Below are 22,542 nucleotides of genomic sequence, written 5' to 3'. Positions count from 1 at the left end.
GAATATTCCTGGCCGAGAGGGTAAAAGGAAAATGACAGACAACCTGCAACTCACGCATCTGGTCGACGCCTGCCGCTGGATCGGTGCCAAAGGCTGGGCGCCCGCTACCGGCGGTAACATGTCGGTGCGTCAGGACGAACATCTCTGCTGGCTCAGCGAATCCGGCAAAGACAAAGGTAGCCTCACAACCGATGACTTTCTGCAGGTGGAGATCGCCACCAACCGCGCGCCGTCCGGTCGTAAACCGTCGGCGGAGACCGGTCTGCACACGCTGATTTATCGCCTGTTCCCGGAAGCCAACGCCGTGCTGCACGTTCACACGGTTAACGCCACGGTGCTGTCGCGTCTGGTCAAAGAGGCCGAGCTCACCATCAGCGGCTTTGAGATGCAAAAATCCCTCACCGGACAAACCACGCATCTGGATACGGTGGCTATCCCGGTCTTTGATAACGACCAGGATATCGACGCCCTCGCCTCACGCATCGCTCATTACGCCCAGGAACGGCCGCTTAATTATGGTTTTCTTCTGCGCGGTCATGGCTTAACCTGCTGGGGACGCGACGTGGCCGAAGCCCGACGTCATCTGGAAGGATTAGAGTTCTTATTTGAATGCGAAATGCGTTTACGACAACTGGAGAGAGTATGATTCGCGCGATTGTGACGGATATTGAAGGGACCACCAGCGATATTCGTTTTGTCCATGATGTTTTGTTCCCCTACGCGCGTGAGCGACTGGCGGCCTTCGTGACCGCGCAGCAGTACGCCGAGCCGGTGAAATCCATTCTGGACAACCTGCGTGATGAAATCGCTAACCCACACGCCAGCGTCAGCGAACTTATCGACGCCCTGTTTGCCTTTATGGATGAAGACCGTAAATCCACGGCGCTTAAAGCGCTGCAGGGGATCATCTGGCACGACGGCTACGTTAACGGCGACTTTACCGGCCATCTCTACCCGGACGTGCTCCCGGCGCTGGAAAAATGGAAAGCGCAAGGGATTGATCTCTATGTTTATTCCTCTGGCTCCGTCGCCGCGCAGAAACTGTTATTTGGCTACAGCGACGAAGGTGATATTACTCATCTGTTCAGCGGCTATTTCGACACCCACATCGGCGCCAAGCGCGAGGTGCAGTCTTATCAGAACATTGCGGCACAAACGGGCATAGCCCCGTCGCAGATCCTCTTCCTCTCCGATATTCATCAGGAGCTGGACGCGGCTGAACAGGCAGGCTTTCGTACCCTGCAGCTGATTCGCGGCGATGATGACGGCGCAAGCCACCACCATCAGGTCCACCAGTTTGACGAGATTAACCCGGAGCAGATCCCTTCATGAGCGCATTGACCATTTATTCCGACAAAGACGCCAGTCAACACCAGTGGCACAGCACCGACGCCGCCGAGATTGCCCAACAGCTCAACGCGAAAGGCGTGCGGTTTGAACGCTGGGCGGCGGATCGCGATTTAGGACACGATCCCGCGCCTGAAGCCGTGATCGAGGCGTATCAACATGCGATCGACAAACTGGTGGCAGAGAAGGGTTACCAGAGCTGGGACGTGATCAGCCTGCGCGCCGACAATCCGCAGAAAGACGCGCTGCGCGCGAAGTTCCTGAACGAACACACCCACGGCGAAGACGAAGTGCGCTTTTTCGTGGAAGGCGCGGGCTTGTTCTGCCTGCACATCGGCGATGAGGTATATCAGGTCTTGTGCGAGAAAAACGACCTGATCTCCGTGCCCGCGGGCACGCCGCACTGGTTTGATATGGGCTCAGAGCCGAACTTTACGGCGATTCGTATTTTCGATAACCCGGAAGGCTGGGTGGCCCAGTTTACCGGTGACGCAATTGCGGATGCGTATCCACGCCTGGCCTGATCTTTTCTCCCTCTCCCTGTGGGAGAGGGTCGGGGTGAGGGCACCAGCGCGCACTACGCGTTAAGCCTTTTCACATACCCCACCAGCTGATCCAGCACAATCCCCCACCCTTCGTGAAATCCCATCTGTTCATGCTGCTCGCGGATCTCCTTCGTGGGGTGGCGCGCAATCGCCGTATAGCGGGTTTTGCCCTCCCCGACGTCTTCCAGCAACAAAATTGCCGTCATAAACGGTTTCTCGGCCGGTTTCCAGCCTTCGGTATAGCCGTCGGTAAAGACCAGCTTTTTCCCCGGGTCGATTTCAAGGAACACGCCCCGGTTATCCATCCGCTGACCGTCCACCTCAAACACGGTGTTGAACCGCCCGCCCACGCGCAGATCGAGATCGCAGTCGAGCACCTTATGCGGTGCAGGGATGAAGAAGTGTTTGATGTGTTCGGGCGTGGTCCAGCAGAGCCACAGGAGGTCGCGCGGTGCGTCCACCACGCGCTCCAGTTTTAAGTCTGTTTCAGGGTCAAGCGTCACGATGTTGTCCTCTTAAGGGAGCCCCTTAAAGGATAGCCAGACTCAGGCAAATTTCCCTTCTGCAACCTCTTCCGGCGTGACCACGCCCGTATCCAGCACCCAGCCGCTAATCAGCGAGGCTGGGGTCACGTCAAACGCCGGGTTGTAGACCTTCGCGTTTTCCGGCGCCCACTGCACCGCGCCAAAGCTTCCGGCGACGCCCGTCACCTCGCTGGCGGCGCGCTGCTCAATCGGGATCGCGTCGCCGTTCGGACAGTCCGGGTCGAGGGTCGTTTGCGGCGCGGCCACGTAGAACGGAATGCCGTGGAATTTTGCCAGCACCGCCAGGGAGTAGGTGCCGATTTTGTTCGCCACGTCGCCGTTGGCCGCAATGCGGTCTGCGCCCACCCACACGGCGTCTACCTGCCCTTTCGCCATCAGGCTGGCGGCCATGGCGTCGGTAATCAGCTGATACGGCACGCCCAGCTCGCCCAGCTCCCAGGCGGTCAATCTCCCCCCCTGCAGCAGGGGGCGGGTTTCATCCACCCAGACGTTGCTGACCTTGCCTTCCTGATGCGCGCGAGCAATCACCCCCAGCGCGGTGCCGACGCCCGCCGTTGCCAGCCCACCGGTGTTGCAGTGGGTCAGCAGACGGCTGCCGGGCTTCACCAGCGCGCTGCCCGCGCTGGCAATCGCATCGCAAAGTCGTTTGTCTTCGTCAATCAGGCGCAGCGCTTCGGCCACCAGCGCCGGAACATACTCTTCCTGCCACAGCGCCCGCTTCATGCGGTCGAGGTTGTTCATCAGGTTCACCGCCGTCGGCCGGGACGCGCGCAGGGTTTCCAGCGCAACCGCCAGCTCGTCGCGGCTTTTGCCGTTTTCCGCCAGCAGCGCCAGCAGCAGGCTTGCAGAGAGACCGATCAGCGGCGCGCCGCGCACCCGCAGGGCGTGAATATGTCCCACCAGCGCCTCTACCGTTGAGGCATCCAGCCAGCGTTTCTCCTGCGGAAGGGCCTGCTGGTCGAGAATAAAGAGCTGATTATCCGCTACCCGCAGGCTGGTCGTCTGTAATGTCTGCATGTCGTTAATTCCCTGTTGCGTTGTTGTAGCACATTGTGTCAGGATGAAATTCAGATGTATAGACGTCTACATGTCTTTATTAGCAAACCCGTGAGGAGCAGGCCATGTCGCAATACCGTACCTTTACCGCTCAGGACGCCGTGGAATATGCCAGGCAGTTTGGCGGCCTTGACGATCCTTCATCGCTGGTGGAGGCGCAGGAGGTAGGCGACGGCAACCTCAATCTGGTGTTTAAAATTTTCGACAGCGCGGGCGTGAGCCGCATCATCGTCAAGCAGGCGCTGCCCTACGTGCGCTGCGTCGGCGAGTCCTGGCCGCTGACGCTGGACCGCGCCCGTCTGGAGGCGCAAACGCTGGTCGAGCATTACCGGCACAGCCCGCAGCACACCGTGAAAATCCACCACTTTGACCCGGAACTGGCGGTAATGGTGATGGAAGATCTCTCCAGCCATCGCATCTGGCGCGGCGAGCTGATCAAAAATAATTATTACCCGCAGGCGGCGCGTCAGCTGGGTGAATACCTCGCGCACGCGCTGTTCCACACCAGCGATTTCTACCTGCACCCGCACGAGAAGAAAGCGCAGGTGGCGAAATTCATCAACCCGGAGATGTGCGAGATCACCGAAGATCTGTTCTTCAACGATCCGTACCAGATCCACGAACGCAACAGCTACCCTGCCGAGCTGGAAAATGACGTCGCCGCGCTACGCGACGACGCCCAGCTGAAAATTGCCGTGGCCTCCCTGAAGCACCGCTTCTTTTCTCAGGCTGAAGCCCTGCTGCACGGAGACATTCACAGCGGCTCGATTTTTGTGGCCGACGGCAGCCTGAAGGCCATCGACGCCGAGTTCGGCTATTTTGGCCCGATGGGCTTTGATATCGGCACCGCCATCGGCAACCTGCTGCTCAACTTCTGCGGCCTGCCGGGGCACCTGGGCATTCGCGATGCCGCCGCCGCGCGCGAGCAGCGCCTGACCGATATTCAGGAGCTATGGAACACCTTCGCGGAACGCTTCCAGGCGCTGGCGCACGAGAAAACGCGCGACGCGGCGCTCAGCGCGCCGGGCTATGCCTCCGCCTTCCTGAAAAAGGTCTGGCATGACGCCATCGGCTTCTGCGGCACCGAACTCATTCGCCGCAGCGTCGGGCTTTCCCACGTCGCGGATATCGACACCATTCAGGACGAGGCGATGCGCCACGAATGCCTGCGCCACGCGATAACGCTCGGCAAGGCGCTCATTGTGATTGCCGACCGTATCGACAGCGCGGAAGATCTGGTGGCGCGGGTGCGGCAGTACAGTTGAGAACGTTTGCCCGGTGGCGCTGCGCTTACCGGGCCTACGAGAGCAAAATGTAGGCCGGGTAAGGCAAAGCCGCCACCCGGCAAAAACTCATCCTAAATACTCAATCACCGACAGCCCGCCGTTATAGTCCGTGCTGTAGATAATTCCCTGCGCATCCACAAACACGTCACACGACTGGATCACCTGCGGGCGATTCGGGCGGGTATCCATCATTTTCGCCGGCGCGGCGGGCACCAGCGCCCCCGTTTCAACCGGCCGATACGGATTGGAGATGTCATACGCGCGCACACCCGCATTCTGCCAGGTGGCAAAAATCAGCGTGGAGCTGACAAAGCTCCCCGGCCGGTTCTCGTGCAGGTTGTGCGGGCCAAAATGCGCCCCTTTCGCCACGTAGTCGATTTCATCCGGCTGCGGGAAGGTAGAGATGCTGACCGGGTTCGACGGCTCGCGGATATCAAACAGCCAGATCAGCTTTTCGCCGTCTTCCTGGTTATCGAGCACCGCTTCGTCCAGCACCACCAGCAGATCGCGGTCCGGCAGCGGCAGCGCGGTGTGCGTGCCGCCGCCAAACGGCGGACTCCAGTTACGGTGGCTAATGAGCTTAGGCTGGGTACGATCCTTCACGTCCAGCAGCGTCAGGCCGCCGTCGCGCCAGCTGCCGTACGCGGTATCGCCTGCAATAATCGCGTGGTGGAGCGCGTAGCGTTTCCCTTCCGGCCAGTTAGGCTTCTCCCCTTCTGCCTGATTCATCCCCGGCAGCCACCAGCGCCCTGCCACCTCAGGCTTACGCGGGTCGGCCAGGTCGATCGTCAGAAAGATGTAGTCGGTAAAGCCGTCAATAAGCGCCGACACGTACGCCCAGCGGCCCCCGACGTACCAGATGCGGTGAATGCCAATGCCGCTCAGCGGCAGAAAGCCGATTTCGCGCGGCGCGTCCGGCGTGGAGATATCAAAAACGCGAAGGCCAGCGCTCCAGCCTTTGTCCTGCACGTCGCTGACGGTCTCGCCCACCTGCCGGGTGTAGTAGACCTTCTCGTCGGCAAAGCGGGCATCGGCAAACAGATCCCGGGCGTTGATGACCAGCAGCAGGTCATCATGCGCCTGCAGATGCACGTTCCAGGTGCCGGGCGGCGCGGGCACGTAGCCCGCCGCTTTCGGGTTTTTCGGATCGCGCACGTCGACAATCGAAAAGCCCTGCGACACCATATGGCCGATATAAGCGAAACCGCGGTGCACCATCAGCTGCACGCCGTCCGGGCGACCGCCCTGATCGCTATGGCCAATCAGCCGCATATTGCGGCTGTATTCGGGAGGGGGTAAATGAGTCACCTTGAGCTCCTTTCGCCGGGTGGCGGCTTCGCCTTACCCGACCTACAACACCGTAGGCCCGGTAAGCGAAGCGCCACCGGGCATTATTTTGACCTGGCTTCCAGCGTCGCAAACCACGGCGCAATGAAATCTTCCGTCTGTCCCCAGCCCGGAATGATTTTCCCCAGCGACGCCACGTTCACCGCGCCCGGCTGGGCGGTCAGCAGCGTCTGCGGAATAGCGGCCGCCTTAAAATCGTAGGTCGCAGGCGTGGCTTCCCCGGCAATCTTATTGGCGATCAGGCGCACGTTGGTCGCCCCAATCAGCTTCGGATCCACCGCCACGCTCACCTTCCACGGGCTGCCCGGCTCGCGCATCAGCTGCAGATCCTGGTTGGAGATGTCGATGCTGTAGAGTTTGATCTCGGTACGGCCGTTCTCCTTCAGCGCCTTATACGCGCCCTGGCTGAAGGCGTCCCAGGTGCCCCAGATGGCGTCGATTTTGCCTTTCGGGTATTTCGCGAGGATCGCGCCCACCTTGTTGGCAGTGTCGCCCTGCACGTCAGAGGAGACCGCGCCGATAGACTCCAGCTCTTTGATGTCCGGGTACTGTTTTTGCAACTCTTTATACGCCGCCTGACGACGTTCCATCGGCGGGAAGCCCGCTACCCACAACTTGACGATATTGGCCTTGCCGTTGAAATCTTTCGCCAGCTGGCCGAAGGAGAGATTCGTCAGAGAGGCATCGTCCTGTTGGGTAACGGTCACGCCTGGGATCTCGCCGTTGACGGCGGTATCAAATACCGCGACCTTAATCCCGGCGTCCACCGCCTTCTTCACCAGCGCGGTGGAGTACGGATCGCGGCCCTGAGACAGGATAATCCCGTCGTACTTCTGGCTGATGGCCTGGTTCACGAAGTCCTGGAATTTGGCGTCGTCCCCGTTGCTTAAAAAGGTGCTGACCTTAAAGCCAAGCTTCTTCCCTTCCTGAATGGCCCCGGCAATAAACTGCGTGGTGTTGTCGTCTGAGCCGAGGTTACGGATCACCGCGATGCGAATGGGGCCGTCGTGGTTGGCAATGGCCGCCGGGAGCGGTGCGGGCGTGGCCGCGAAGCCAGGCAGAGCGGTGAATAACCCTAATGCCACCAAAGAGAGTGCAATCTTTTTCATTTTTTATCCCGTTGTGTTGTCAGCGTTTTTGTATGTAGGTAATCGCCAGCGCTACCGCGAGCACCAGCCCTTTTATAATGTCCATGGCGTAATACGGCACGGAGAGCATCACCAGCCCGTTCGACAGCACGCCGAGAATCACCGCCCCCACCAGCGTGCCCAGGGCATTCGGCTTGCCGGACCCGGCCAGCGAGAAGCCGATCCACGCCGCCGCCACCGCATCCATCAGATAACCGCCGCCCGCGTTCACCTGCGACGAGCCAATGCGCGAGGCCAGCAAAATCCCGCCCAGGCCCGCCAGCAGGGAGGCAATCACGTAGGCCGCCACCTTGTAGCGCGTGGTGCGAATCCCCGAGAGACGCGCCGCTTCCGGGTTACCGCCAATGGCGTACATCCGGCGTCCGTGAGTGGTCAATGAGAGGCCCAGCTGCGCCAGCACGGTCACCACCAGCATGACGATCACGATAGTCGGTACCTGTCCCAGCAGGCTGAACGTCGCAGGGATGGTGCCTTCCGCCATGTCGCCGCTCGGCAGCACCATGTTCTCGGTAATCGACCCGCCGTAGCTGTAGGTCATCGCCACGCCCTGAATGACAAACAGGCTGGCCAGCGTCGCGAGCATGTCCGGAATGCGCAGGATAACGATCAGAAAGGCGTTAAACAGGCCGACCAGCGTGCAGAGCGCTAGGGTGATCAGAATCGACTCGGTGGTGCCGAAGCCGTGCCAGACGAAAAGCGAAATCACCAGCGCGTTCGCCAGCGACGCGGTAGACCCCACGGAGAGATCGAACCCGCCGATGGTCAGCGAGATCGACACGCCGATGGCAATCACCGTCACGATGGCAATCGAACGCAGAATATTGATGATGTTGTTCGGATCGAGGAAGCTGTCCGACGCCAGGCCAAAGACGGCCACCAGCGCGACGACGGTTAACAGCATGCCCCACTTGTAGAGAAAATCGAAAATCTGCTGACGGCCAGACGCCGTCGCGTTTACTGAAAGGGCCTTACTCACGACGCCGTTCCTCCGGTTGAATAATAAAGTAGTGTCTCTTCACGGGCCTCGGCCCCGGCGATCTCCGCCACGATGCGCCCGTCCCACAGCACGCAGATGCGGTCGCACAGCCCGACCAGTTCGGCAAATTCGCCCGAGGCGTAAATCACCCCTTTGCCCTCGCGCGCCAGGCCGTCAATCAGCTGGAACAGATCGGTTTTGGCCTTCACGTCCACGCCTTTGGTCGGCTCGTCGAAGATCAGCACGCTCGCGTCATTGCGCAGCCATTTGCCGATGGCGATCTTCTGCTGATTGCCGCCGGAGAGACGTCGCAAAACCTGCCCGGGTCCGCGGGCGCGCACGCCGACGCGGGCGATCACCTCCTCCGCCCAGCGCCACGCCTGACGATGGCCGAACAGGCTCCAGCGCGAAAAGCTGTTATCGGCGCACACGGCAAGATTCATGCTCACCGGCTCGTCGATAAAAATGCCCTCTTTGCGCCGCTCTTCCGGCACCAGCGCCAGGCCGCGCAGCACCGAGTCCGCCGGGTCGCGCGGTTTCCAGTCCTGATGGTTCAGCTCGCCGCGCGCGACGCGGCTTTTGCTGGCGCCAAACAGCGCCTTACAGAGTTCGGTTTTGCCCGCGCCCGCCAGCCCGGCAATGCCGAGAATTTCGCCCTTGCGCAGGTGCAGCGAGATATCTTTCAGCAGCGCGTCGTCGTGCAGCCCTTCAACCCGCAGCAGCGTTTCGTCGCCGTGCGGCGGCCGCGCGGGCGGATAGATATCGCTGAGCACGTGGCCGAGCATCTTCTCGACGATCGCTTCGCCGCTCAGATCGGCCATCGGGCCGGACTCAATCAGCTTGCCGTCGCGCAGTACCGTCAGGGTGTCGCAGATGGCCTTCAGCTCGTGAATGCGGTGTGAGATAAACACCACGCCGATGCCCTGCTGCTTTAACCGTCTCACCACCGCAAACAGGCGCTCGCTCTCGTGCGCGTCCAGCGGCGCGGTGGGCTCATCAAGAATGAGAAAACGGCAGTGGTGTGACAGGGCGCGCGCCAGCAAAATCTGCTGCTTTTCGGCAAGCGTGCAGCTGTCGATGGAGCGGCGAACGTCCAGAGAAACATCCAGCTGCGCCAGCGCCTGTCTCGCCTGCTGGCGGACGGCGCGCCAGCTGAAGCGATGCCCCGGCTGCGCCAGCTGGTCGAGCATGATGTTCTCGGCGATGCTTAATCCCGGGATCAGGGCCACGTCCACCTCCTGCTGCACGAGGTGGATCCCCAGCCGTTTGGCATCGAGCGGCTCGCGGATGCTTACCGGCTGGTTATTGATGGAGATTTCGCCCTCATAGTGGTCGTGCGTCCCGCACAGCACCGCCATCAGCGTCGATTTCCCCGCGCCGTTGGCGCCGGTCAGCGCATGTACCGATCCGCCGGTTAAGGTGAAGTTCACGCGCGACAGCGCCTGAAAGCCGGAAAAGGCCAGGCTGATACCGCGCATCTCAAGGCGACTGGAAACCATCCGCGTAAATCCTTCATAACTCTTCTGATTTATCGAATTTTTCACAGCTCCGGTTGACTGACAACGACGGAAAAGGCATAAGTTAAAGCGAAATATTATTAGCCATCCGGATGTCCAGACATAACATCGGGTTAGCGCTTGCTAAAAAAGGACAACACCATGAGCAACACCGATATCCGCGTCGTGCCTGGCCCGGCGAACTACTTCTCCCATTCCGGAAGCCTTGCGCGTCTGAATGACTTCTTTACCCCGGAGCAGCTTTCCCGCGCGGTGTGGATTTACGGCGAGCGCGCTATCGACGGTGCGCGCCCGTTCCTGCCGGAGAGCTTTCACGCGCCGGGAGCGAAACACCTGCTTTTTAAAGGCCACTGCAGCGAGCGCGACGTCACCCATCTGGTGGACGAATCCGGCAGTGACGCCAGCGTGGTGATTGGCGTCGGCGGCGGTGCGGTACAGGATGCCGTCAAGGCCGTAGCGCGTCGTCTGGGGGTGCCGTTCGTGGGCATCCCCACCATTGCCGCCACCTGCGCGGCGTGGACGCCACTCTCCGTCTGGTACAACGATGCTGGTCAGGCGCTGCAGTTTGAGATCTTCGACGACGCCAACTTCCTGGTGCTGGTGGAGCCGCAGATCGTTCTCAACGCCCCGGCGGAGTATCTGCTGGCGGGCATCGGCGATACGCTGGCGAAATGGTACGAAGCGGTGGTGTTGGCACCTGAGCCGGAGAACCTGCCACTGACCGTGCGGCTTGGCCTTAACGGCGCGCTGGCGATCCGCGACGTGCTGCTGGAGCACAGTGAGGAAGCGCTGGCCGACCAGCAGCGCGGCGAACAGACGCAGGCGTTCCGGGACGTGGTGGACGCGATTATCGCCGGCGGCGGGATGGTCGGCGGTCTGGGCGAGCGCTATACCCGCGTGGCGGCGGCGCATGCGGTGCACAACGGCTTAACCGTGCTGCCGCAGACGGAAAAATACCTGCACGGCACCAAGGTGGCCTACGGCATTCTGGTTCAGAGCGCCCTGCTCGGCCAGGACGACGTGCTGGCGCAGCTGGTGGCGGCGTACCGGCGCTTTAACCTGCCGACCACGCTTCGCGCGCTGGACGTCGATATTCACAACCGTGACGAGCTGGATAAGGTGATAGCCCACACCCTGCGTCCGGTGGAGTCAATTCACTCTCTGCCGGTGACGTTAACGCCCGACGTTCTGCGCGCCGCGTTTGAGAAGGTGGAATCCTTCAGCCGTTAATCGCGCCGACAGGCTATACCTAATGATGATTCTCACCACTCTCGTCACGAGGTCATCATGCAGATCGATTTAACAGGTAAAAAGGCGCTGGTTACCGGCGCCAGCCGTGGATTGGGTCGGGCTATCGCGCTGTCGCTGGCACGCGCCGGTGCCGATGTGGTTATTACGTATGAAAAATCCGCCGATAAAGCCCAGGCGGTCGCCGATGAAATTAAGGCGCTTGGGCGGCACGGCGAAGCGATTCAGGCCGACAGCGCCAGCGCGCAGGCGATTCAGGATGCCGTCACCCATGCAGCGCGTTCCCTTGGCGGGCTGGACATTCTGGTCAACAACGCGGGTATCGCGCGCGGCGGCCCGCTGGAGTCCATGACCCTGGCGGACATCGACGCGCTGATCAACGTCAACATTCGCGGCGTGGTGATCGCCATTCAGGAAGCGCTGGTGCACATGTCCGACGGCGGGCGCATCATCAACATCGGCAGCTGTCTGGCGAACCGCGTGGCGATGCCGGGCATTGCCGTTTACTCGATGACCAAGTCTGCCCTTAACTCCCTCACCCGCGGCCTGGCGCGCGATCTGGGCCCGCGCGGCATTACCGTTAACCTGGTGCATCCCGGCCCCACCAACAGCGATATGAACCCGGAAGACGGCGAACAGGCGGAAGCCCAGCGCCAGATGATTGCGGTCGGCCACTACGGCCAGCCGGAAGATATCGCGGCGGCGGTCACCTTCCTTGCCAGCCCGGCCGCCGGGCAGATCTCCGGCACAGGGCTGGATGTCGACGGCGGGTTGAACGCCTGATCGCACCTTTTCTGCAAGCCTCTGTCGCCCGGCAGAGGCCTTGTCGAGCCGCCTCGATGTTTCGCTTTTTACCGCTTACTTCCGTTTTATGTCCGCTCTACAGTACCCCATAAGAAATTCGGAATTTATCTAATAGTCTTATTATTTCCTTATATTTTGTGTGGGCGTACAGTGGAGGTACGGATGAAGATTGTCTGGTCTAATGGTGCAAAAAAGGCTTTTTCCAGAATTGACGAGCGGTATCAACGCCGCATTGAGGTAAAGCTTGCCGAACTGGATGATCGCTCGGCACCCCGGCCCGATATCAAAAAAATATCGGCGACAGAAAATCATTTCCGGCTACGCGTTGGCGATTACCGCATCATCTATACGCTTCGGGACGATCCCGATAACCATTGTTATGTTTTAGCCGTCAAGCGCAGAACTTCAACGACTTACCTGCATGAGGAGAAAGCCACCTATGGCTGTTCAGCTAATTAAGGACGATAACGGTAAAACGCAGTATGTGGTTATTCCTTATCACGAATACTTCCGCATGTGCTCACAGATGGCAGAGATCGACGACGAAACCGATGACGATCTGGAGGATATTGAGGTCGAACACGATAGTCTGGATGACGTGGAATTGCCCGGAGACGTGTGCAGCATCATGACCTGGCAGAACGTCAGCCTGCAGGCCGCGTGGCGTATCCTGCGCGGGCTATCCCAGCAGGAGGTGGCGGAGAAACTCGGCATCAGCCAGTCCGCCGTGTCACAGCTGGAAGCGCTGGACTCCCGTCCGCAAAAGCGCACCCGCGAAAAGCTGGCGGCGATCTACGGCTGTAAGCAGGAGCAGATCAGCCTCTATCTCCCGAAAGAGGGTTAACAGCACTTCGCCCCGCCCTTGCCGCCGTAGCGGGCGTCCTGGCGGTCACGGAAAAATTCTTCGTAGGTCATGGGCGTCTGGTCTGGATGATTGACGCGCATATGCTCGACGTAGTTGTCGTAGTCCGGCACGCCAATCATCATTTTGGCGGCCTGTCCCAGGTACTTACCGGCTTTGGAAAGGGTGTCGAACATAGTTTTGATCTCACAGGGAATGTAGGCCGGGTAAGGCGAAGCCGCCACCCGGCACACAGGTTAATGCGCCCCTTTGGCCTGGGTCACAATCTCTTCCAGGTTTTCAGGCATTGGCTCATACGGCGTCTCTTTCGCCGTTGGCGCGTCGACTTTCAATGCCGCCAGCGCGGTCCTGAGAGAATACAACGCCAGCACCACGATCACCACCATAAAGAAGATGGTCAGCCCGGCGTCCAGACGGTTGTTAAACACCAGCTGCGACAGCTGCGATTCGGTGTACTGTGCCGGGATCTTGCCGCTGTCGATCATCGCCTGGAACTTGTTGGCGATCGCCAGGAAGCCCACCTTGTTGTCCGGGCTGAAGGCCTTCTGCCAGCCCGCCGTCAGGGTACAGACCAGCAGCCACGCGGTCGGCACCAGCGCCACCCACGCGTAACGCTGGCGCTTCATCTTGAACAGCACCACCGCACAGAGCATCAGCGCCATGCCCGCCAGCATCTGGTTGGCGATACCGAACAGCGGCCACAGGGTGTTAATCCCGCCCAGCGGATCGACCACGCCCTGATGCAGGAAATAGCCCCACGCCAGCACGCACAGCGCCGTCGCCAGCAGGTTAGCCGGGAGCGAATCGGTCCGCTTCAGGTTCGGGGAGATCACCCCCAGCAGATCCTGCAGCATAAAGCGCGCCGCACGGGTTCCCGCATCCACCGCCGTCAGGATAAACAGCGCTTCAAACAGAATGGCGAAGTGATACCAGAACGAGACATCCATCAGCCCGCCCAGCGCGCCGTGCAGGATGTAGGCCATGCCCACCGCCAGCGTTGGTGCCCCGCCTGCGCGGGAGATAATCGACTGCTCGCCTACCTCATTAGCGATATGCGTCAGCGTTTCCGGGGTAATGGCAAAGCCCCAGCCGCTCACCACCTGCGCGGCAGACGCTACCACGTCAACGGTGCCGGCCGGGGCCAGGACCGCCATCGGGCTGTTCATCGCGAAATACACGCCCGGGTCGATAATACAGGCGGATACCAGCGCCATAATCGCCACGAAGGACTCCATCAGCATGCCGCCGTAGCCAATCAGGCAGGCCTGATTTTCATTCGCCAGCATCTTCGGCGTCGTCCCGGAGGAGATCAGCGCGTGGAAGCCCGACACCGCACCGCAGGCGATGGTAATAAACAGGAACGGGAACAGATTGCCGGTCCAGACCGGGCCGGTACCGTCGATAAATTTGGTTAACGCCGGCATGGTCAGCGTTGGGCGCATAATCAGAATACCGATTGCCAGCCCGACAATGGTGCCGATTTTCAGGAAGGTAGAGAGGTAGTCACGCGGGGCCAGCAGCAGCCATACCGGCAGCACCGCCGCCACAAAGCCGTAGCCCACCAGCATCCAGGTCAGCTGCACGCCGGTAAAGTCGAAGAACGGCGCCCAGGTCGGGCTTTCCGCCACCCAGCCGCCGGAGATAATGGCGAACACGAGGAATACTAGGCCAATCACCGACACTTCACCAATGCGGCCCGGACGCAGGTAGCGGATGTAGATCCCCATGAACAGCGCCAGCGGAATGGTAAAGGCAACGGTATAGGTTCCCCACGGGCTGTGGGTCAGCGCTTTCACCACGATCATCGCCAGCACCGCGAGGATGATCACCATGATCATAAAGGTCGCCACCAGCGCAATCACCCCGGCAGTGGCCCCCATCTCCTCTTTCACCAGCTCACCCAGCGAACGTCCGTCGCGGCGGGTAGAGACGAACAGCACCATAAAGTCCTGCACCGCCCCCGCCAGCACCACCCCGGCGAGGATCCAGATCATACCCGGCAGGTAACCCATTTGCGCCGCCAGCACCGGCCCCACCAGCGGGCCTGCCCCGGCAATCGCCGCAAAATGGTGACCGAACAGCACTTTCTTGTCGGTCGGCACATAGTCCAGACCGTCGTTATGGCGGACGGCAGGCGTCATGCGCGTTGCATCAACGCCCAGGACGTTCTTGGCGATATAGCGGCCATAAAAACGATAGGCGATCAGGTAAACGCAGACCGAGGCAACGACGATCCAGAGCGCGTTGATCTGCTCCCCCCGGTTGAGGGCGATATAGCCCAGGGCAAAAGCTCCCACAACGGAGAGCCCTGCCCATGTAAGGTATTTCCCTGAGTTGTTCATAATTGTTGTCCGTTGTCGTGAAACAGTGAGATGTTACATTTTGTTTCTAGAACAACCGGAAAAATTTAACAACTTTGAAACGCAATAATGCGTGGTCAAACCAGAGATTTACACCACAGTGTTAAGCCGATCACTTTGATCTGAGTTAGCCCAACACCATCGTACTCAACCGGCAGGTACAGCACCGCCGCCCCTGCTCGTCGAAGACCCCAATCTCCCAGCTCTGGCTCGAACGCCCAAGATGCAGCGGCTGACACACGCCGCGAACCTTGCCGTGGGAAACGGCCCGATGATGCGTGGCGTTCAGCTCCGTGCCCACCACGCTCTGCCCGTCGCGGGTCATCAGAAATCCGGCCATTGAGCCGAGCGTTTCCGCCAGCGCCGCCGAGGCCCCGCCGTGCAGCAGGCCAAACGGCTGATGGGTACGCGCATCCACCGGCATCTCCGCTTCCAGCGCGTCATCCCCGAGGCGGGTATAGACGATGCCCAGGTTCGCCACCAGGGTATTCACGCTGGTGGCGTTCAGCTCCTCAAGCGATAAATGACGTTTCCAGATCATTTACGCCCCCAGCGTGGAGCCGCCGTCCACCACGATATCCTGCAGGGTGATATGGCTGGCGGCATCGGAGGCAAGGAACAGCACGGTCGCAGCTATCTCCTGCGGTCGGGCAATTTTGCCCAGCGGGATGCCGAGCTTAAACTGCTCGCCGAAGCCGCGAATGCGCTGCTGCTCCGCATCGTCGCTTTTCCACAGGGTGCGCTGCATATCGGTATCCGTTGAGCCCGGCGACACCAGATTGCAGCGTACGCCGCTGCCCGCCAGCTCCAGCCCGACGGTCAGGGCCAGGCTTTTCAGCGCCGCTTTCGATGCGCCGTAGGCGCTCATGCCGATGCGCGGCGCGTGCGCCGCGTCGGACGCCACGGTAACAATCGCCCCGCCCTGCTGACGGCGGAACTGGCCCATGGTCTGCTGGAACAGATTGAATGCGCCGCCGACGTTGACCGCGAAGGTCTGCTGCCAGTCCTCCTGCGAAAGCTGGTCAGTTGCCCCCATGCGCAGAATGCCCGCCGCGTTGACCAGCACGTCCAGGCGGTCGAGCGAAGCCAGCACGCGCCCGCACACCTCATGCACCTGCCCGGCATCCGCCACGTCCAGCGTTTCGGTGGCAAACGGATAATCATCCTGCGGGAAGGCCAGATCGAACCCGGTCACCTGCGCGCCGGCTTCGGCAAACGCCAGTGCGGTCGCGTAGCCAATCCCCTTCCCCGCGCCCGTGACCCAGACGGTTTTGCCGGTGAAATCAAACACCATCACTTCACCTCGCGGGAGAGCAGCGCCCACCAGGCGTCGAGGGTCGGATTTTTTGCCAGCATCACGAAATCGATATCGCCGTGTACTTTGCGCCAGCGGGCGGCCAGCGCCATCATGCGCACTGAATCCAGGCCGTAGTCGATCAGGTTTTCGTCATCCATCGGCTCGTCGGACTCGTCCAGCAGCGGCAGGATCAGCTCGCGCAGCGCGGCCTTCGAGGCCGGAACGGACGGCAGCAGCTCGTCGGTCATCACCACGCGGCCCGAGCGTCCTGCCACGTAGTTCAGCGACATCAGGTGCTCGTCGCGGGTGAAGTCCGCCAGCGCATCGGCAATAAAGAACGGCTTGATGTCGCGCATAAAGGCATCTGTAGCGGTGGTCATGCAGCCGATGTGGGCGTAAACGCCGGTAATCAGCAGCTGGTTGCGGCCGGTCTCTTTCAGCATCTGCTCCAGCGGCGAGCGGTGAAACGCGCTGTAGCGCCACTTCACCAGCACCGTGTCCGCTTCGTCCGGCGCCAGCTCGGCAACGATGCGCTGCTGCTCCGGCGAGCGGGTGAGGCCCGGCCCCCACATGTCGTTCAGGAGGGCGCGGTCTTCATCGCTCTGCTCTTTCGGCTGCGCGGTGTAGTACACCGGGATATTGTGTTCTTTGCAGTACGCGCGCAGTTTAGCGATGTTCGCGACTACCTGCTGCATCATCGCGCTGTTTTCGCCCCAGAAGTTCAGGAAATACTCCTGCATATCGTGGATCAGCAGCGCGGCGCGCTCCGGTTCAAACGCCCAGTTCACCTTGCTGGTCGGCAACTCTGCGGCGGTCGGCAGCGCGTAAGCGGTTAATTTTGGAATGGCCATACTCTTTTCCTCAGCCCCGGGCGCGTTCAGCAAGCCACAGGCGCAACTGTTTCTTATCGACTTTGCCGACCGGCGTCAGCGGAAGCGCATCCACGCTCTCTACGCGATCCGGCAGCTTGAATTCGGCGACGCCCTGCTCGCGCAGGAAGCGGCGCACCTCCACCGCGCGCAGGGGCTGTTTCACCACCAGATACGCGCAGCTCTTCTCGCCCAGCAGGCTGTCCTCCATGCTCACCAGCGCGGCGTGGATCACCGCTTCGTGGCGCAGCAGCAGGTTTTCGATCTCTTCGGCGGCAATCTTTTCGCCGCCGCGGTTGATCTGATCTTTCTCGCGCCCCTGCACGGTGATGTAGCCCTGCTCGTCAATGGCGATCAGATCCCCGGAGCAGTAAAAGCCGTCGGCGTCGAAGGCGCTGGCGTTGTGTTCCGGGCTGTTGAAATAGCCGCGGAAGGTGTACGGGCCGCGCGTCATCAGGCGTCCGACCTCCCCACGCGGCAGCGGGTTGCCGTGCTCGTCCGCCACCCACACTTCGTCGTCCGGGCACATCGGGCGGCCCTGGGTGTTGATGATGCATTCCGGGGCATCGTCGAGCGCGGTGTAGTTCACCAGCCCTTCCGCCATGCCGAAGACCTGCTGAAGCTGGCAGCCAATTTCAGCCGGAATGCGCGCCGCGAGCGTGGCGGAGAGGCGTGCGCCCCCCACCTGGAGCAGCTTGAGGGATTTCAGCTGCGCGCTGTCCGCGCCGTCGGCAATCGCCTGCAGCCACAGGCTGACGGCAGGCGGCACCAGCGAGGTGACGTTAATCTGATGCTGTTCAATCAGCGGGAAGCAGAGCGTGGCGCTCGGATCGTTCGCCAGCACCACGCAGCCGCCCGCGGTAAAAACGCCTAACGACCCCGGCGAGCTCATGGCGTAGTTATGCGCCGCGGGCAGCGCGTTCAGGTAACGCGTTTCGGCGGTAATGCCGCAGATCTCGTTGCTGCGACGAATGCTGTAGTCATAGTCGTTGTGCGTTCGCGGGATCAGCTTCGGCGTGCCGGTGCTGCCGCCGGAGAGCTGGAAAAACGCCACCTCGTCGGCGGGCGTCGGGTTGGCAATAAAATTGTCCGCCGGGCGGGTAATCGCCGCCTCCAGCGCATGCTCGCCCCCGTCACCGCGAAGCAGGACGACGCGTACCGAACGGTGTTCACCCACGAAAGCGTTGAGGAAGTCATCGCCCGCAAACAGCGCGTGGTCGCGATCGGCGATCAGCACGGCGGGTTTGATCTGCGCCGCGTAGGCGTTCAGCTCGCTGCGCTGATGGCTAAAGAGCGCGTTCACCGGCGCGACGCCGATTTGCAGCAGCGCGAAGAAGGTCATGTAGAACTCGGCCACGTTGCCAAGCTGCACCAGCGCCGTCTCGCCGCGCTGCAATCCTCGCGCCTGAAGGGCTGAGGCCAGGTTGTTTACGGCCTGATTCAGCGCGCGGTAGGTAATACGGCGATCGCCATCGATAATCGCCACCGCATCGCTGTCCGCCCGATCCGTCAGGATGTGGGTCAACGGCAGATCCTGCCAGTAGCCTTTTTCACGGTAGCGGCGGGCAAAATCCTCAGGCCAGCGGGTAAAGGGAATGGTCATGAGTCTTCCTTAGTGCAAACCAAAAACGTTGAGCATGGTGGAGAGCTTCACGTCCGTCTCGCGCCACTCGCCCACCGGGGAGGAGGCAGGCACAATGCCCGCGCCGGCAAACAGGCGAACGGTATTTTCGCGAAGACGCGCGCAGCGGATGGTCACCACCCACTCGCCGTTGCCTTCGCTGTCGCACCAGCCAACGATGCCACCGAACAGCTCGCGGTCGAACGGCTCCAGTTCGGCAATCAGCTCTTTCGCCGCCTGATGCGGGAAGCCGCTCAGCGCCGGAGTCGGGTGCAGCAGGCAGGCCAGGGTCAGGGCGTTCTCGTTTTCACGCGCCTCGCCTTCAACCGGCGTCGCCAGATGCCACAGCGTCGGCGTGGTAATCAACTGAGGAGAATCAGGCATGCTGAGATGGTGGCTGCGCGGTGCCAGAATGGCCTTCATCGCCTGGGTGACCAGGTCGTGCTCGTGACGGTCCTTTTCGGAGGCCAGCAGCTTGTTGCCCGCCTCGCGATCCAGCACATCGTCAGGCTGACGGCGCGCGGAGCCCGCCAGCGGCAGCGAGCTAAAGTGCGCCCCCTCTTTGCGCAGCAGCAGCTCCGGGCTGGCGCCCAGCAGCACCCCGCCGTCTTCCAGCGGCACGTGGAAGTTGAAGCTCGCCGGGTTCTGGGCGATCAGGCGCTCCATCAGGGCGCCGCTGTCCGGGCGTTTGTCGGTCGCGATATCAATCAGGCGCGACAGGACCACCTTGTTCACCTGCGGCGTGGCGGTCAGCGACGCGGCGCGAGCGACCATCTCTTCGAAGACGGGCTGCGGCGGGATCTCGGCGCGTTGTGTCACCTTCAGGGCCTGCGCGCCGGAAAAATAGCGTGCGGACTGCTGACGTGCGGGACGGGAAAAGGTCTCCCAGCGTTGCGGAATAAACAGCGACGAGGGCTTGCGGGTGTCGAACGGGATCGCCCCCACCATCACCGGGTGAGCAATACCGCTGGCTTTTGCCGTGCGGAAGGCCTGGGCTAATTTTTGCTGGAAGCGACCCGCCGGATCGTCACCGCCGACGGCGGGTTCACTGAAGCGGGCAAAGCAGCCTGACGTGGTAAAGCTGCGGTAAGGTGACATAAAGAAAAAACGGTCTGATTCCAGCGTGGTTGCGGCGTGCTGAACTTCCTCAGCCAGGGACGTATCCATATCATCCTCCTCAAAATGATAAAAGAAGCAATAATGATTATCATTTATATTTTCGTCGGCTAACCTAATCCCACATCGCTTCGCTGTCAACCGTCGGGCAAATAACTTGTGCGACAAAAGCTTGCATCCCGTTGCGGCAACCATGAAAATGAGAAGCATTATCTCCAACAAAAACAGGATCCCGCGCTGTGAAATTCCCTGCCGTTTTCCGTAATCCCCTGCTTTTATTATCACTTTTTGTTTTAGGACTTACCTCAGCCGCTGCCGCCGACTGGCCCCGTCAGGTGACCGACAGCCGCGGCGTTCACACGCTTGAGAGCAAACCGACGCGCATTGTCTCCACCAGCGTGACCTTAACCGGCTCCCTGTTGGCCATTGACGCACCGGTCGTCGCCAGCGGCGCGACCACGCCGAACAACCGCGTGGCGGATGGACAGGGTTTCCTGCGCCAGTGGGGCGATATCGCGAAGCAGCGCAAGGTTGCCCGGCTGTATATCGGCGAGCCCAGCGCTGAAGCGGTGGCCGCGCAAATGCCTGACCTGATTTTGATCAGCGCTACCGGCGGGGATTCCGCGCTGGCGCTGTACGATCAGCTTTCCGCCATTGCGCCGACACTTATCATCAACTACGACGACAAGAGCTGGCAGGCGCTGCTGACCCAGCTGGGCGCGATCACCGGACACGAAAAGCAGGCCGCAGAGCGCATTGCCGCGTTTGATAAACAGCTCGCGCAGGTGAAACAGCAGATGACGCTGCCGCCGCAGCCGGTGAACGCCATCGTCTACACCGCCGCCGCGCATTCCGCCAACCTGTGGACCACGGAATCGGCGCAGGGCAAGCTGCTGCACCAGCTGGGCTTTACGCTGGCGGACCTGCCTGCCGGGTTGCAGACCTCAACAAGCCAGGGCAAGCGCCACGACATTATCCAGCTGGGCGGTGAAAACCTGGCGACGGGGCTGAACGGCGAAGGGCTGTTTGTGTTTGCCGGTGACGAGAAAGACGTGGCGGCGATTTACGCTAACCCGCTGCTGGCGCACCTGCCGTCGGTAAAAAACAAGCGCGTATGGGCGTTGGGAACCGAGACGTTCCGCCTGGATTATTACAGCGCGATGCTGGTGTTGCAGCGTTTGAATGCGATGTTTAAATAACAGGCACGATCCCCGTAGGCCCGGTAAGCGCAGCGCCACCGGGCGTTTTGTCGGGTGGCGGCTCCGCCTTACCCGACCTACAAGGTCACCACACTCTCCTGCCTGAACCGGCGCAATTCCACCAGCGCCACCAATAAGATCACACCAACCATTGCTAACACAAACCCGCTGCTGCTCGCGGACGCCGCCGGGGTCATTATCGCCCCCAGACCGCCGAGGATCGCCGCGCCAATGGCATCGCCCGTGACGTTTTGCGCGGTCCACAGGCCGTTAATGCGCCCGAGCATTCCTTCCGGCGTCTGGGTCTGGATCAGGGTGTACTGCAGCAGCGAGCTGATGGCGCTCAGCCAGCCGAAGATCACCAGACACATCACCCCCAGCGCCCAGACCGGCATCAGGCTGAAGAAGCCAATGGCGATAAACGAGGCCAGCGTGGCAAGCAGCATAATCAACCCCGGCCGCGCGCTCTGTGCCAGGTTGCCGCTGGCCAGCGCCCCGCAGGCCGCACCGAGCGGAATGGCGGCGTAGAGAATGCCTATTTCCGAGGCGCTCATCTGCCACTCGCCCGCCAGCGCCGGGTAGAGCACGCGCACCGCGCTCGCCATCGTCAGCAGGCCGCCGAGCAGCGCAATCCCGCCAATCAGCGGGTTGCTGAACAGGAAACGAATCGCGGCCATCAGGGACTTCAGCGGATGCTCGCGCGGCTGCGGCGGAGGTGGCAGCAGCGGCAGGCGCAGCAGCGTCAGCGTGGTGATAAACGTCCCCGCCGCGGCCAGGCCGTAGTTCCACGCCACGTTGCCGGTTGCCAGCAGCAGGCCGCCCACCATCGGCGAAATCACCGAGCCGAGGCGCACGGTGAGCATGGTGATCGCCCCCGCCTGCATCAGGTTCTCGCGCCCGACCAGCGCGGGCGTCGCCGCCAGCAGCGCCGTCACGCCTAACGAGGCGAAGAAGCCGTCCCACAGCCCGAGGGCATAAATGACCATCAGCGACGGCTCAGGGAGCATGGCGTTCAGACACAGCCCGATAAAGCCCACGCCGCAGGTGCCGCGCGCCAGCAGGATCAGCTTTTTACGCTCGTAGCGGTCCGCCAGCACGCCGCCGACCATCAGGCCGATAAACATCGCCCCGCCGGTTAAGGTGACGGATAGCCCTACCAGCCAGCTGGAGTGGGTCATCGTCTGGATCTGTACCGGCACGGCCACGCCGAGCAGGCCGAGGGATAAAATGGAGATAAAGCGGGCAATAAACACGGCGCGATACGCCGGGTGCGTTTTAAGCAGGCTGAGGTTGAGCAGCCAGGATTTTTGATTCATGACAAAGCCTTGAGTGTAATTCTACCCATTCCATGGGCGCACATGCTAACATAGCCAAATAAGATAGATAACGATAATCACTA

At 61.2% G+C, this 22,542-nt stretch carries 23 protein-coding genes; 9 read left to right on the top strand and 14 right to left on the bottom strand.

The features are described 5' to 3' along the window. Positions 1-31 precede the first annotated feature (31 nt). From AA74_RS0115095 to AA74_RS0115085, 3 genes are read left to right on the top strand one after another with little or no spacing between them, the layout of a single operon-like run. Positions 32-646, top strand: coding sequence for a methylthioribulose 1-phosphate dehydratase (locus AA74_RS0115095; protein WP_008501010.1), 615 nt, complete (start codon positions 32-34; stop codon positions 644-646). Continuing rightward, positions 643-1,332: an acireductone synthase gene (mtnC, locus tag AA74_RS0115090; protein WP_008501009.1), complete on the top strand. Its 690-nt coding sequence runs from the start codon at positions 643-645 to the stop codon at positions 1,330-1,332. Before AA74_RS0115095 ends, mtnC begins: the two co-directional genes overlap by 4 nt. Further along, positions 1,329-1,871 carry an acireductone dioxygenase gene (locus tag AA74_RS0115085; RefSeq protein ID WP_023293046.1) on the top strand — a complete coding sequence of 181 codons (543 nt, stop codon included), beginning with the start codon at positions 1,329-1,331 and terminating at the stop codon, positions 1,869-1,871. The genes mtnC and AA74_RS0115085 overlap by 4 nt, the downstream gene beginning before the upstream one ends. A 53-nt stretch (positions 1,872-1,924) precedes the next feature. Here AA74_RS0115085 and AA74_RS0115080 read toward each other — a convergent pair whose 3' ends face one another. Together AA74_RS0115080 and mtnA are read right to left on the bottom strand one after the other, a co-directional pair. Beyond that, positions 1,925-2,395 carry an SRPBCC family protein gene (locus AA74_RS0115080; RefSeq protein ID WP_025912708.1) on the bottom strand — a complete coding sequence of 157 codons (471 nt, stop codon included), beginning with the start codon at positions 2,393-2,395 and terminating at the stop codon, positions 1,925-1,927. Positions 2,396-2,437: 42 nt separating this feature from the next. Continuing rightward, a complete protein-coding gene (gene mtnA, locus AA74_RS0115075; protein ID WP_025912707.1) occupies positions 2,438-3,454 on the bottom strand; it encodes an S-methyl-5-thioribose-1-phosphate isomerase in 1,017 nt (338 codons plus the stop codon). Positions 3,455-3,558: 104 nt separating this feature from the next. Here mtnA and mtnK point away from each other — a divergent pair, with 104 nt between their 5' ends. Then, positions 3,559-4,758, top strand: a complete 1,200-nt coding sequence (gene mtnK, locus AA74_RS0115070; RefSeq protein ID WP_025912706.1) for an S-methyl-5-thioribose kinase — start codon at positions 3,559-3,561, stop codon at positions 4,756-4,758. 87 nt (positions 4,759-4,845) lie between these two features. Here the strand turns inward: mtnK and AA74_RS0115065 are convergent, their stop codons facing one another. The 4 genes from AA74_RS0115065 to AA74_RS0115050 all read right to left on the bottom strand — a co-directional run bounded on the left by AA74_RS0115065 (position 4,846) and on the right by AA74_RS0115050 (position 9,749). Further along, positions 4,846-6,087, bottom strand: coding sequence for an LVIVD repeat-containing protein (locus AA74_RS0115065; RefSeq protein WP_025912705.1), 1,242 nt, complete (start codon positions 6,085-6,087; stop codon positions 4,846-4,848). A gap of 83 nt (positions 6,088-6,170) precedes the next feature. Further along, on the bottom strand, positions 6,171-7,235 hold the full coding sequence (locus AA74_RS0115060; protein WP_023343571.1) for a sugar ABC transporter substrate-binding protein: 1,065 nt from the start codon (positions 7,233-7,235) through the stop codon (positions 6,171-6,173). A 19-nt stretch (positions 7,236-7,254) separates the two neighbouring features. Next, on the bottom strand, positions 7,255-8,250 hold the full coding sequence (locus tag AA74_RS0115055; RefSeq protein WP_021242603.1) for an ABC transporter permease: 996 nt from the start codon (positions 8,248-8,250) through the stop codon (positions 7,255-7,257). Then, entirely contained in the window at positions 8,247-9,749 is a 1,503-nt protein-coding gene (locus AA74_RS0115050; protein ID WP_025912704.1) for a sugar ABC transporter ATP-binding protein, read from the bottom strand. The genes AA74_RS0115055 and AA74_RS0115050 overlap by 4 nt, the downstream gene beginning before the upstream one ends. 159 nt (positions 9,750-9,908) lie before the next feature. On the opposite strand from AA74_RS0115050, the gene AA74_RS0115045 reads away from it, so the two are divergent. The 4 genes from AA74_RS0115045 (at position 9,909) to AA74_RS0115030 (ending at position 12,663) form a co-directional block, all read left to right on the top strand. Further along, complete coding sequence (locus AA74_RS0115045) at positions 9,909-10,997, top strand: oxidoreductase (RefSeq protein WP_025912703.1); 1,089 nt, start codon at positions 9,909-9,911, stop codon at positions 10,995-10,997. A 57-nt stretch (positions 10,998-11,054) separates the two neighbouring features. Then, positions 11,055-11,798, top strand: coding sequence for an SDR family NAD(P)-dependent oxidoreductase (locus AA74_RS0115040; protein ID WP_008500999.1), 744 nt, complete (start codon positions 11,055-11,057; stop codon positions 11,796-11,798). A 183-nt stretch (positions 11,799-11,981) separates the two neighbouring features. After that, entirely contained in the window at positions 11,982-12,278 is a 297-nt protein-coding gene (locus AA74_RS0115035; protein WP_023326881.1) for a type II toxin-antitoxin system RelE/ParE family toxin, read from the top strand. Continuing rightward, positions 12,259-12,663 (top strand): helix-turn-helix domain-containing protein, encoded by a 405-nt coding sequence (locus AA74_RS0115030; RefSeq protein WP_008500997.1) that lies wholly within the window; start codon positions 12,259-12,261, stop codon positions 12,661-12,663. The genes AA74_RS0115035 and AA74_RS0115030 overlap by 20 nt, the downstream gene beginning before the upstream one ends. Here AA74_RS0115030 and AA74_RS0115025 read toward each other — a convergent pair. The 7 genes from AA74_RS0115025 to entC all read right to left on the bottom strand — a co-directional run bounded on the left by AA74_RS0115025 (position 12,660) and on the right by entC (position 19,995). Further along, positions 12,660-12,857, bottom strand: a complete 198-nt coding sequence (locus AA74_RS0115025) for a YbdD/YjiX family protein (RefSeq protein ID WP_006809671.1) — start codon at positions 12,855-12,857, stop codon at positions 12,660-12,662. The genes AA74_RS0115030 and AA74_RS0115025 overlap by 4 nt on opposite strands. Positions 12,858-12,917: 60 nt before the next feature. Then, positions 12,918-15,023: a pyruvate/proton symporter CstA gene (gene cstA / locus AA74_RS0115020; protein WP_025912702.1), complete on the bottom strand. Its 2,106-nt coding sequence runs from the start codon at positions 15,021-15,023 to the stop codon at positions 12,918-12,920. A 145-nt stretch (positions 15,024-15,168) separates the two neighbouring features. After that, positions 15,169-15,582: a proofreading thioesterase EntH gene (gene entH / locus AA74_RS0115015; RefSeq protein ID WP_008500995.1), complete on the bottom strand. Its 414-nt coding sequence runs from the start codon at positions 15,580-15,582 to the stop codon at positions 15,169-15,171. Beyond that, positions 15,583-16,335: a 2,3-dihydro-2,3-dihydroxybenzoate dehydrogenase EntA gene (gene entA / locus AA74_RS0115010; RefSeq protein ID WP_025912701.1), complete on the bottom strand. Its 753-nt coding sequence runs from the start codon at positions 16,333-16,335 to the stop codon at positions 15,583-15,585. Then, complete coding sequence (locus tag AA74_RS0115005; protein WP_025912700.1) at positions 16,335-17,189, bottom strand: isochorismatase; 855 nt, start codon at positions 17,187-17,189, stop codon at positions 16,335-16,337. The genes entA and AA74_RS0115005 overlap by 1 nt, the downstream gene beginning before the upstream one ends. 10 nt (positions 17,190-17,199) lie before the next feature. Next, positions 17,200-18,810, bottom strand: a complete 1,611-nt coding sequence (gene entE, locus AA74_RS0115000; protein WP_025912699.1) for a (2,3-dihydroxybenzoyl)adenylate synthase EntE — start codon at positions 18,808-18,810, stop codon at positions 17,200-17,202. 9 nt (positions 18,811-18,819) lie between these two features. After that, positions 18,820-19,995 carry an isochorismate synthase EntC gene (gene entC, locus AA74_RS0114995; protein WP_025912698.1) on the bottom strand — a complete coding sequence of 392 codons (1,176 nt, stop codon included), beginning with the start codon at positions 19,993-19,995 and terminating at the stop codon, positions 18,820-18,822. 188 nt (positions 19,996-20,183) lie between these two features. Here entC and fepB point away from each other — a divergent pair, with 188 nt between their 5' ends. Continuing rightward, on the top strand, positions 20,184-21,143 hold the full coding sequence (gene fepB, locus AA74_RS0114990; protein WP_025912697.1) for a Fe2+-enterobactin ABC transporter substrate-binding protein: 960 nt from the start codon (positions 20,184-20,186) through the stop codon (positions 21,141-21,143). 77 nt (positions 21,144-21,220) lie between these two features. Here the strand turns inward: fepB and entS are convergent, their stop codons facing one another. Beyond that, positions 21,221-22,459: an enterobactin transporter EntS gene (gene entS / locus AA74_RS0114985; protein ID WP_025912696.1), complete on the bottom strand. Its 1,239-nt coding sequence runs from the start codon at positions 22,457-22,459 to the stop codon at positions 21,221-21,223. Between the last annotated feature and the right edge of the window lie 83 nt (positions 22,460-22,542).

It is taken from the genome of Enterobacter sp. 5-4, from assembly GCF_000612205.1.
Lineage (GTDB): Bacteria > Pseudomonadota > Gammaproteobacteria > Enterobacterales > Enterobacteriaceae > Enterobacter > Enterobacter roggenkampii.
This window is presented reverse-complemented; position numbering and strand designations above follow the sequence as displayed.

What these genes read in the sequence shown, in the direction of transcription:
- AA74_RS0115095 (WP_008501010.1), top strand. Translation starts at nt 32, where the DNA reads ATGACAGACAACCTGCAACTCACGCATCTGGTCGACGCCTGCCGCTGG.
- mtnC (WP_008501009.1), top strand. Translation starts at nt 643, where the DNA reads ATGATTCGCGCGATTGTGACGGATATTGAAGGGACCACCAGCGATATT.
- AA74_RS0115085 (WP_023293046.1), top strand. Translation starts at nt 1,329, where the DNA reads ATGAGCGCATTGACCATTTATTCCGACAAAGACGCCAGTCAACACCAG.
- mtnA (WP_025912707.1), bottom strand. Translation starts at nt 3,454, where the DNA reads ATGCAGACATTACAGACGACCAGCCTGCGGGTAGCGGATAATCAGCTC.
- mtnK (WP_025912706.1), top strand. Translation starts at nt 3,559, where the DNA reads ATGTCGCAATACCGTACCTTTACCGCTCAGGACGCCGTGGAATATGCC.
- AA74_RS0115060 (WP_023343571.1), bottom strand. Translation starts at nt 7,235, where the DNA reads ATGAAAAAGATTGCACTCTCTTTGGTGGCATTAGGGTTATTCACCGCT.
- AA74_RS0115050 (WP_025912704.1), bottom strand. Translation starts at nt 9,749, where the DNA reads ATGGTTTCCAGTCGCCTTGAGATGCGCGGTATCAGCCTGGCCTTTTCC.
- AA74_RS0115045 (WP_025912703.1), top strand. Translation starts at nt 9,909, where the DNA reads ATGAGCAACACCGATATCCGCGTCGTGCCTGGCCCGGCGAACTACTTC.
- AA74_RS0115040 (WP_008500999.1), top strand. Translation starts at nt 11,055, where the DNA reads ATGCAGATCGATTTAACAGGTAAAAAGGCGCTGGTTACCGGCGCCAGC.
- AA74_RS0115035 (WP_023326881.1), top strand. Translation starts at nt 11,982, where the DNA reads ATGAAGATTGTCTGGTCTAATGGTGCAAAAAAGGCTTTTTCCAGAATT.
- AA74_RS0115030 (WP_008500997.1), top strand. Translation starts at nt 12,259, where the DNA reads ATGGCTGTTCAGCTAATTAAGGACGATAACGGTAAAACGCAGTATGTG.
- AA74_RS0115025 (WP_006809671.1), bottom strand. Translation starts at nt 12,857, where the DNA reads ATGTTCGACACCCTTTCCAAAGCCGGTAAGTACCTGGGACAGGCCGCC.
- cstA (WP_025912702.1), bottom strand. Translation starts at nt 15,023, where the DNA reads ATGAACAACTCAGGGAAATACCTTACATGGGCAGGGCTCTCCGTTGTG.
- entH (WP_008500995.1), bottom strand. Translation starts at nt 15,582, where the DNA reads ATGATCTGGAAACGTCATTTATCGCTTGAGGAGCTGAACGCCACCAGC.
- entA (WP_025912701.1), bottom strand. Translation starts at nt 16,335, where the DNA reads ATGGTGTTTGATTTCACCGGCAAAACCGTCTGGGTCACGGGCGCGGGG.
- AA74_RS0115005 (WP_025912700.1), bottom strand. Translation starts at nt 17,189, where the DNA reads ATGGCCATTCCAAAATTAACCGCTTACGCGCTGCCGACCGCCGCAGAG.
- entE (WP_025912699.1), bottom strand. Translation starts at nt 18,810, where the DNA reads ATGACCATTCCCTTTACCCGCTGGCCTGAGGATTTTGCCCGCCGCTAC.
- entC (WP_025912698.1), bottom strand. Translation starts at nt 19,995, where the DNA reads ATGGATACGTCCCTGGCTGAGGAAGTTCAGCACGCCGCAACCACGCTG.
- entS (WP_025912696.1), bottom strand. Translation starts at nt 22,459, where the DNA reads ATGAATCAAAAATCCTGGCTGCTCAACCTCAGCCTGCTTAAAACGCAC.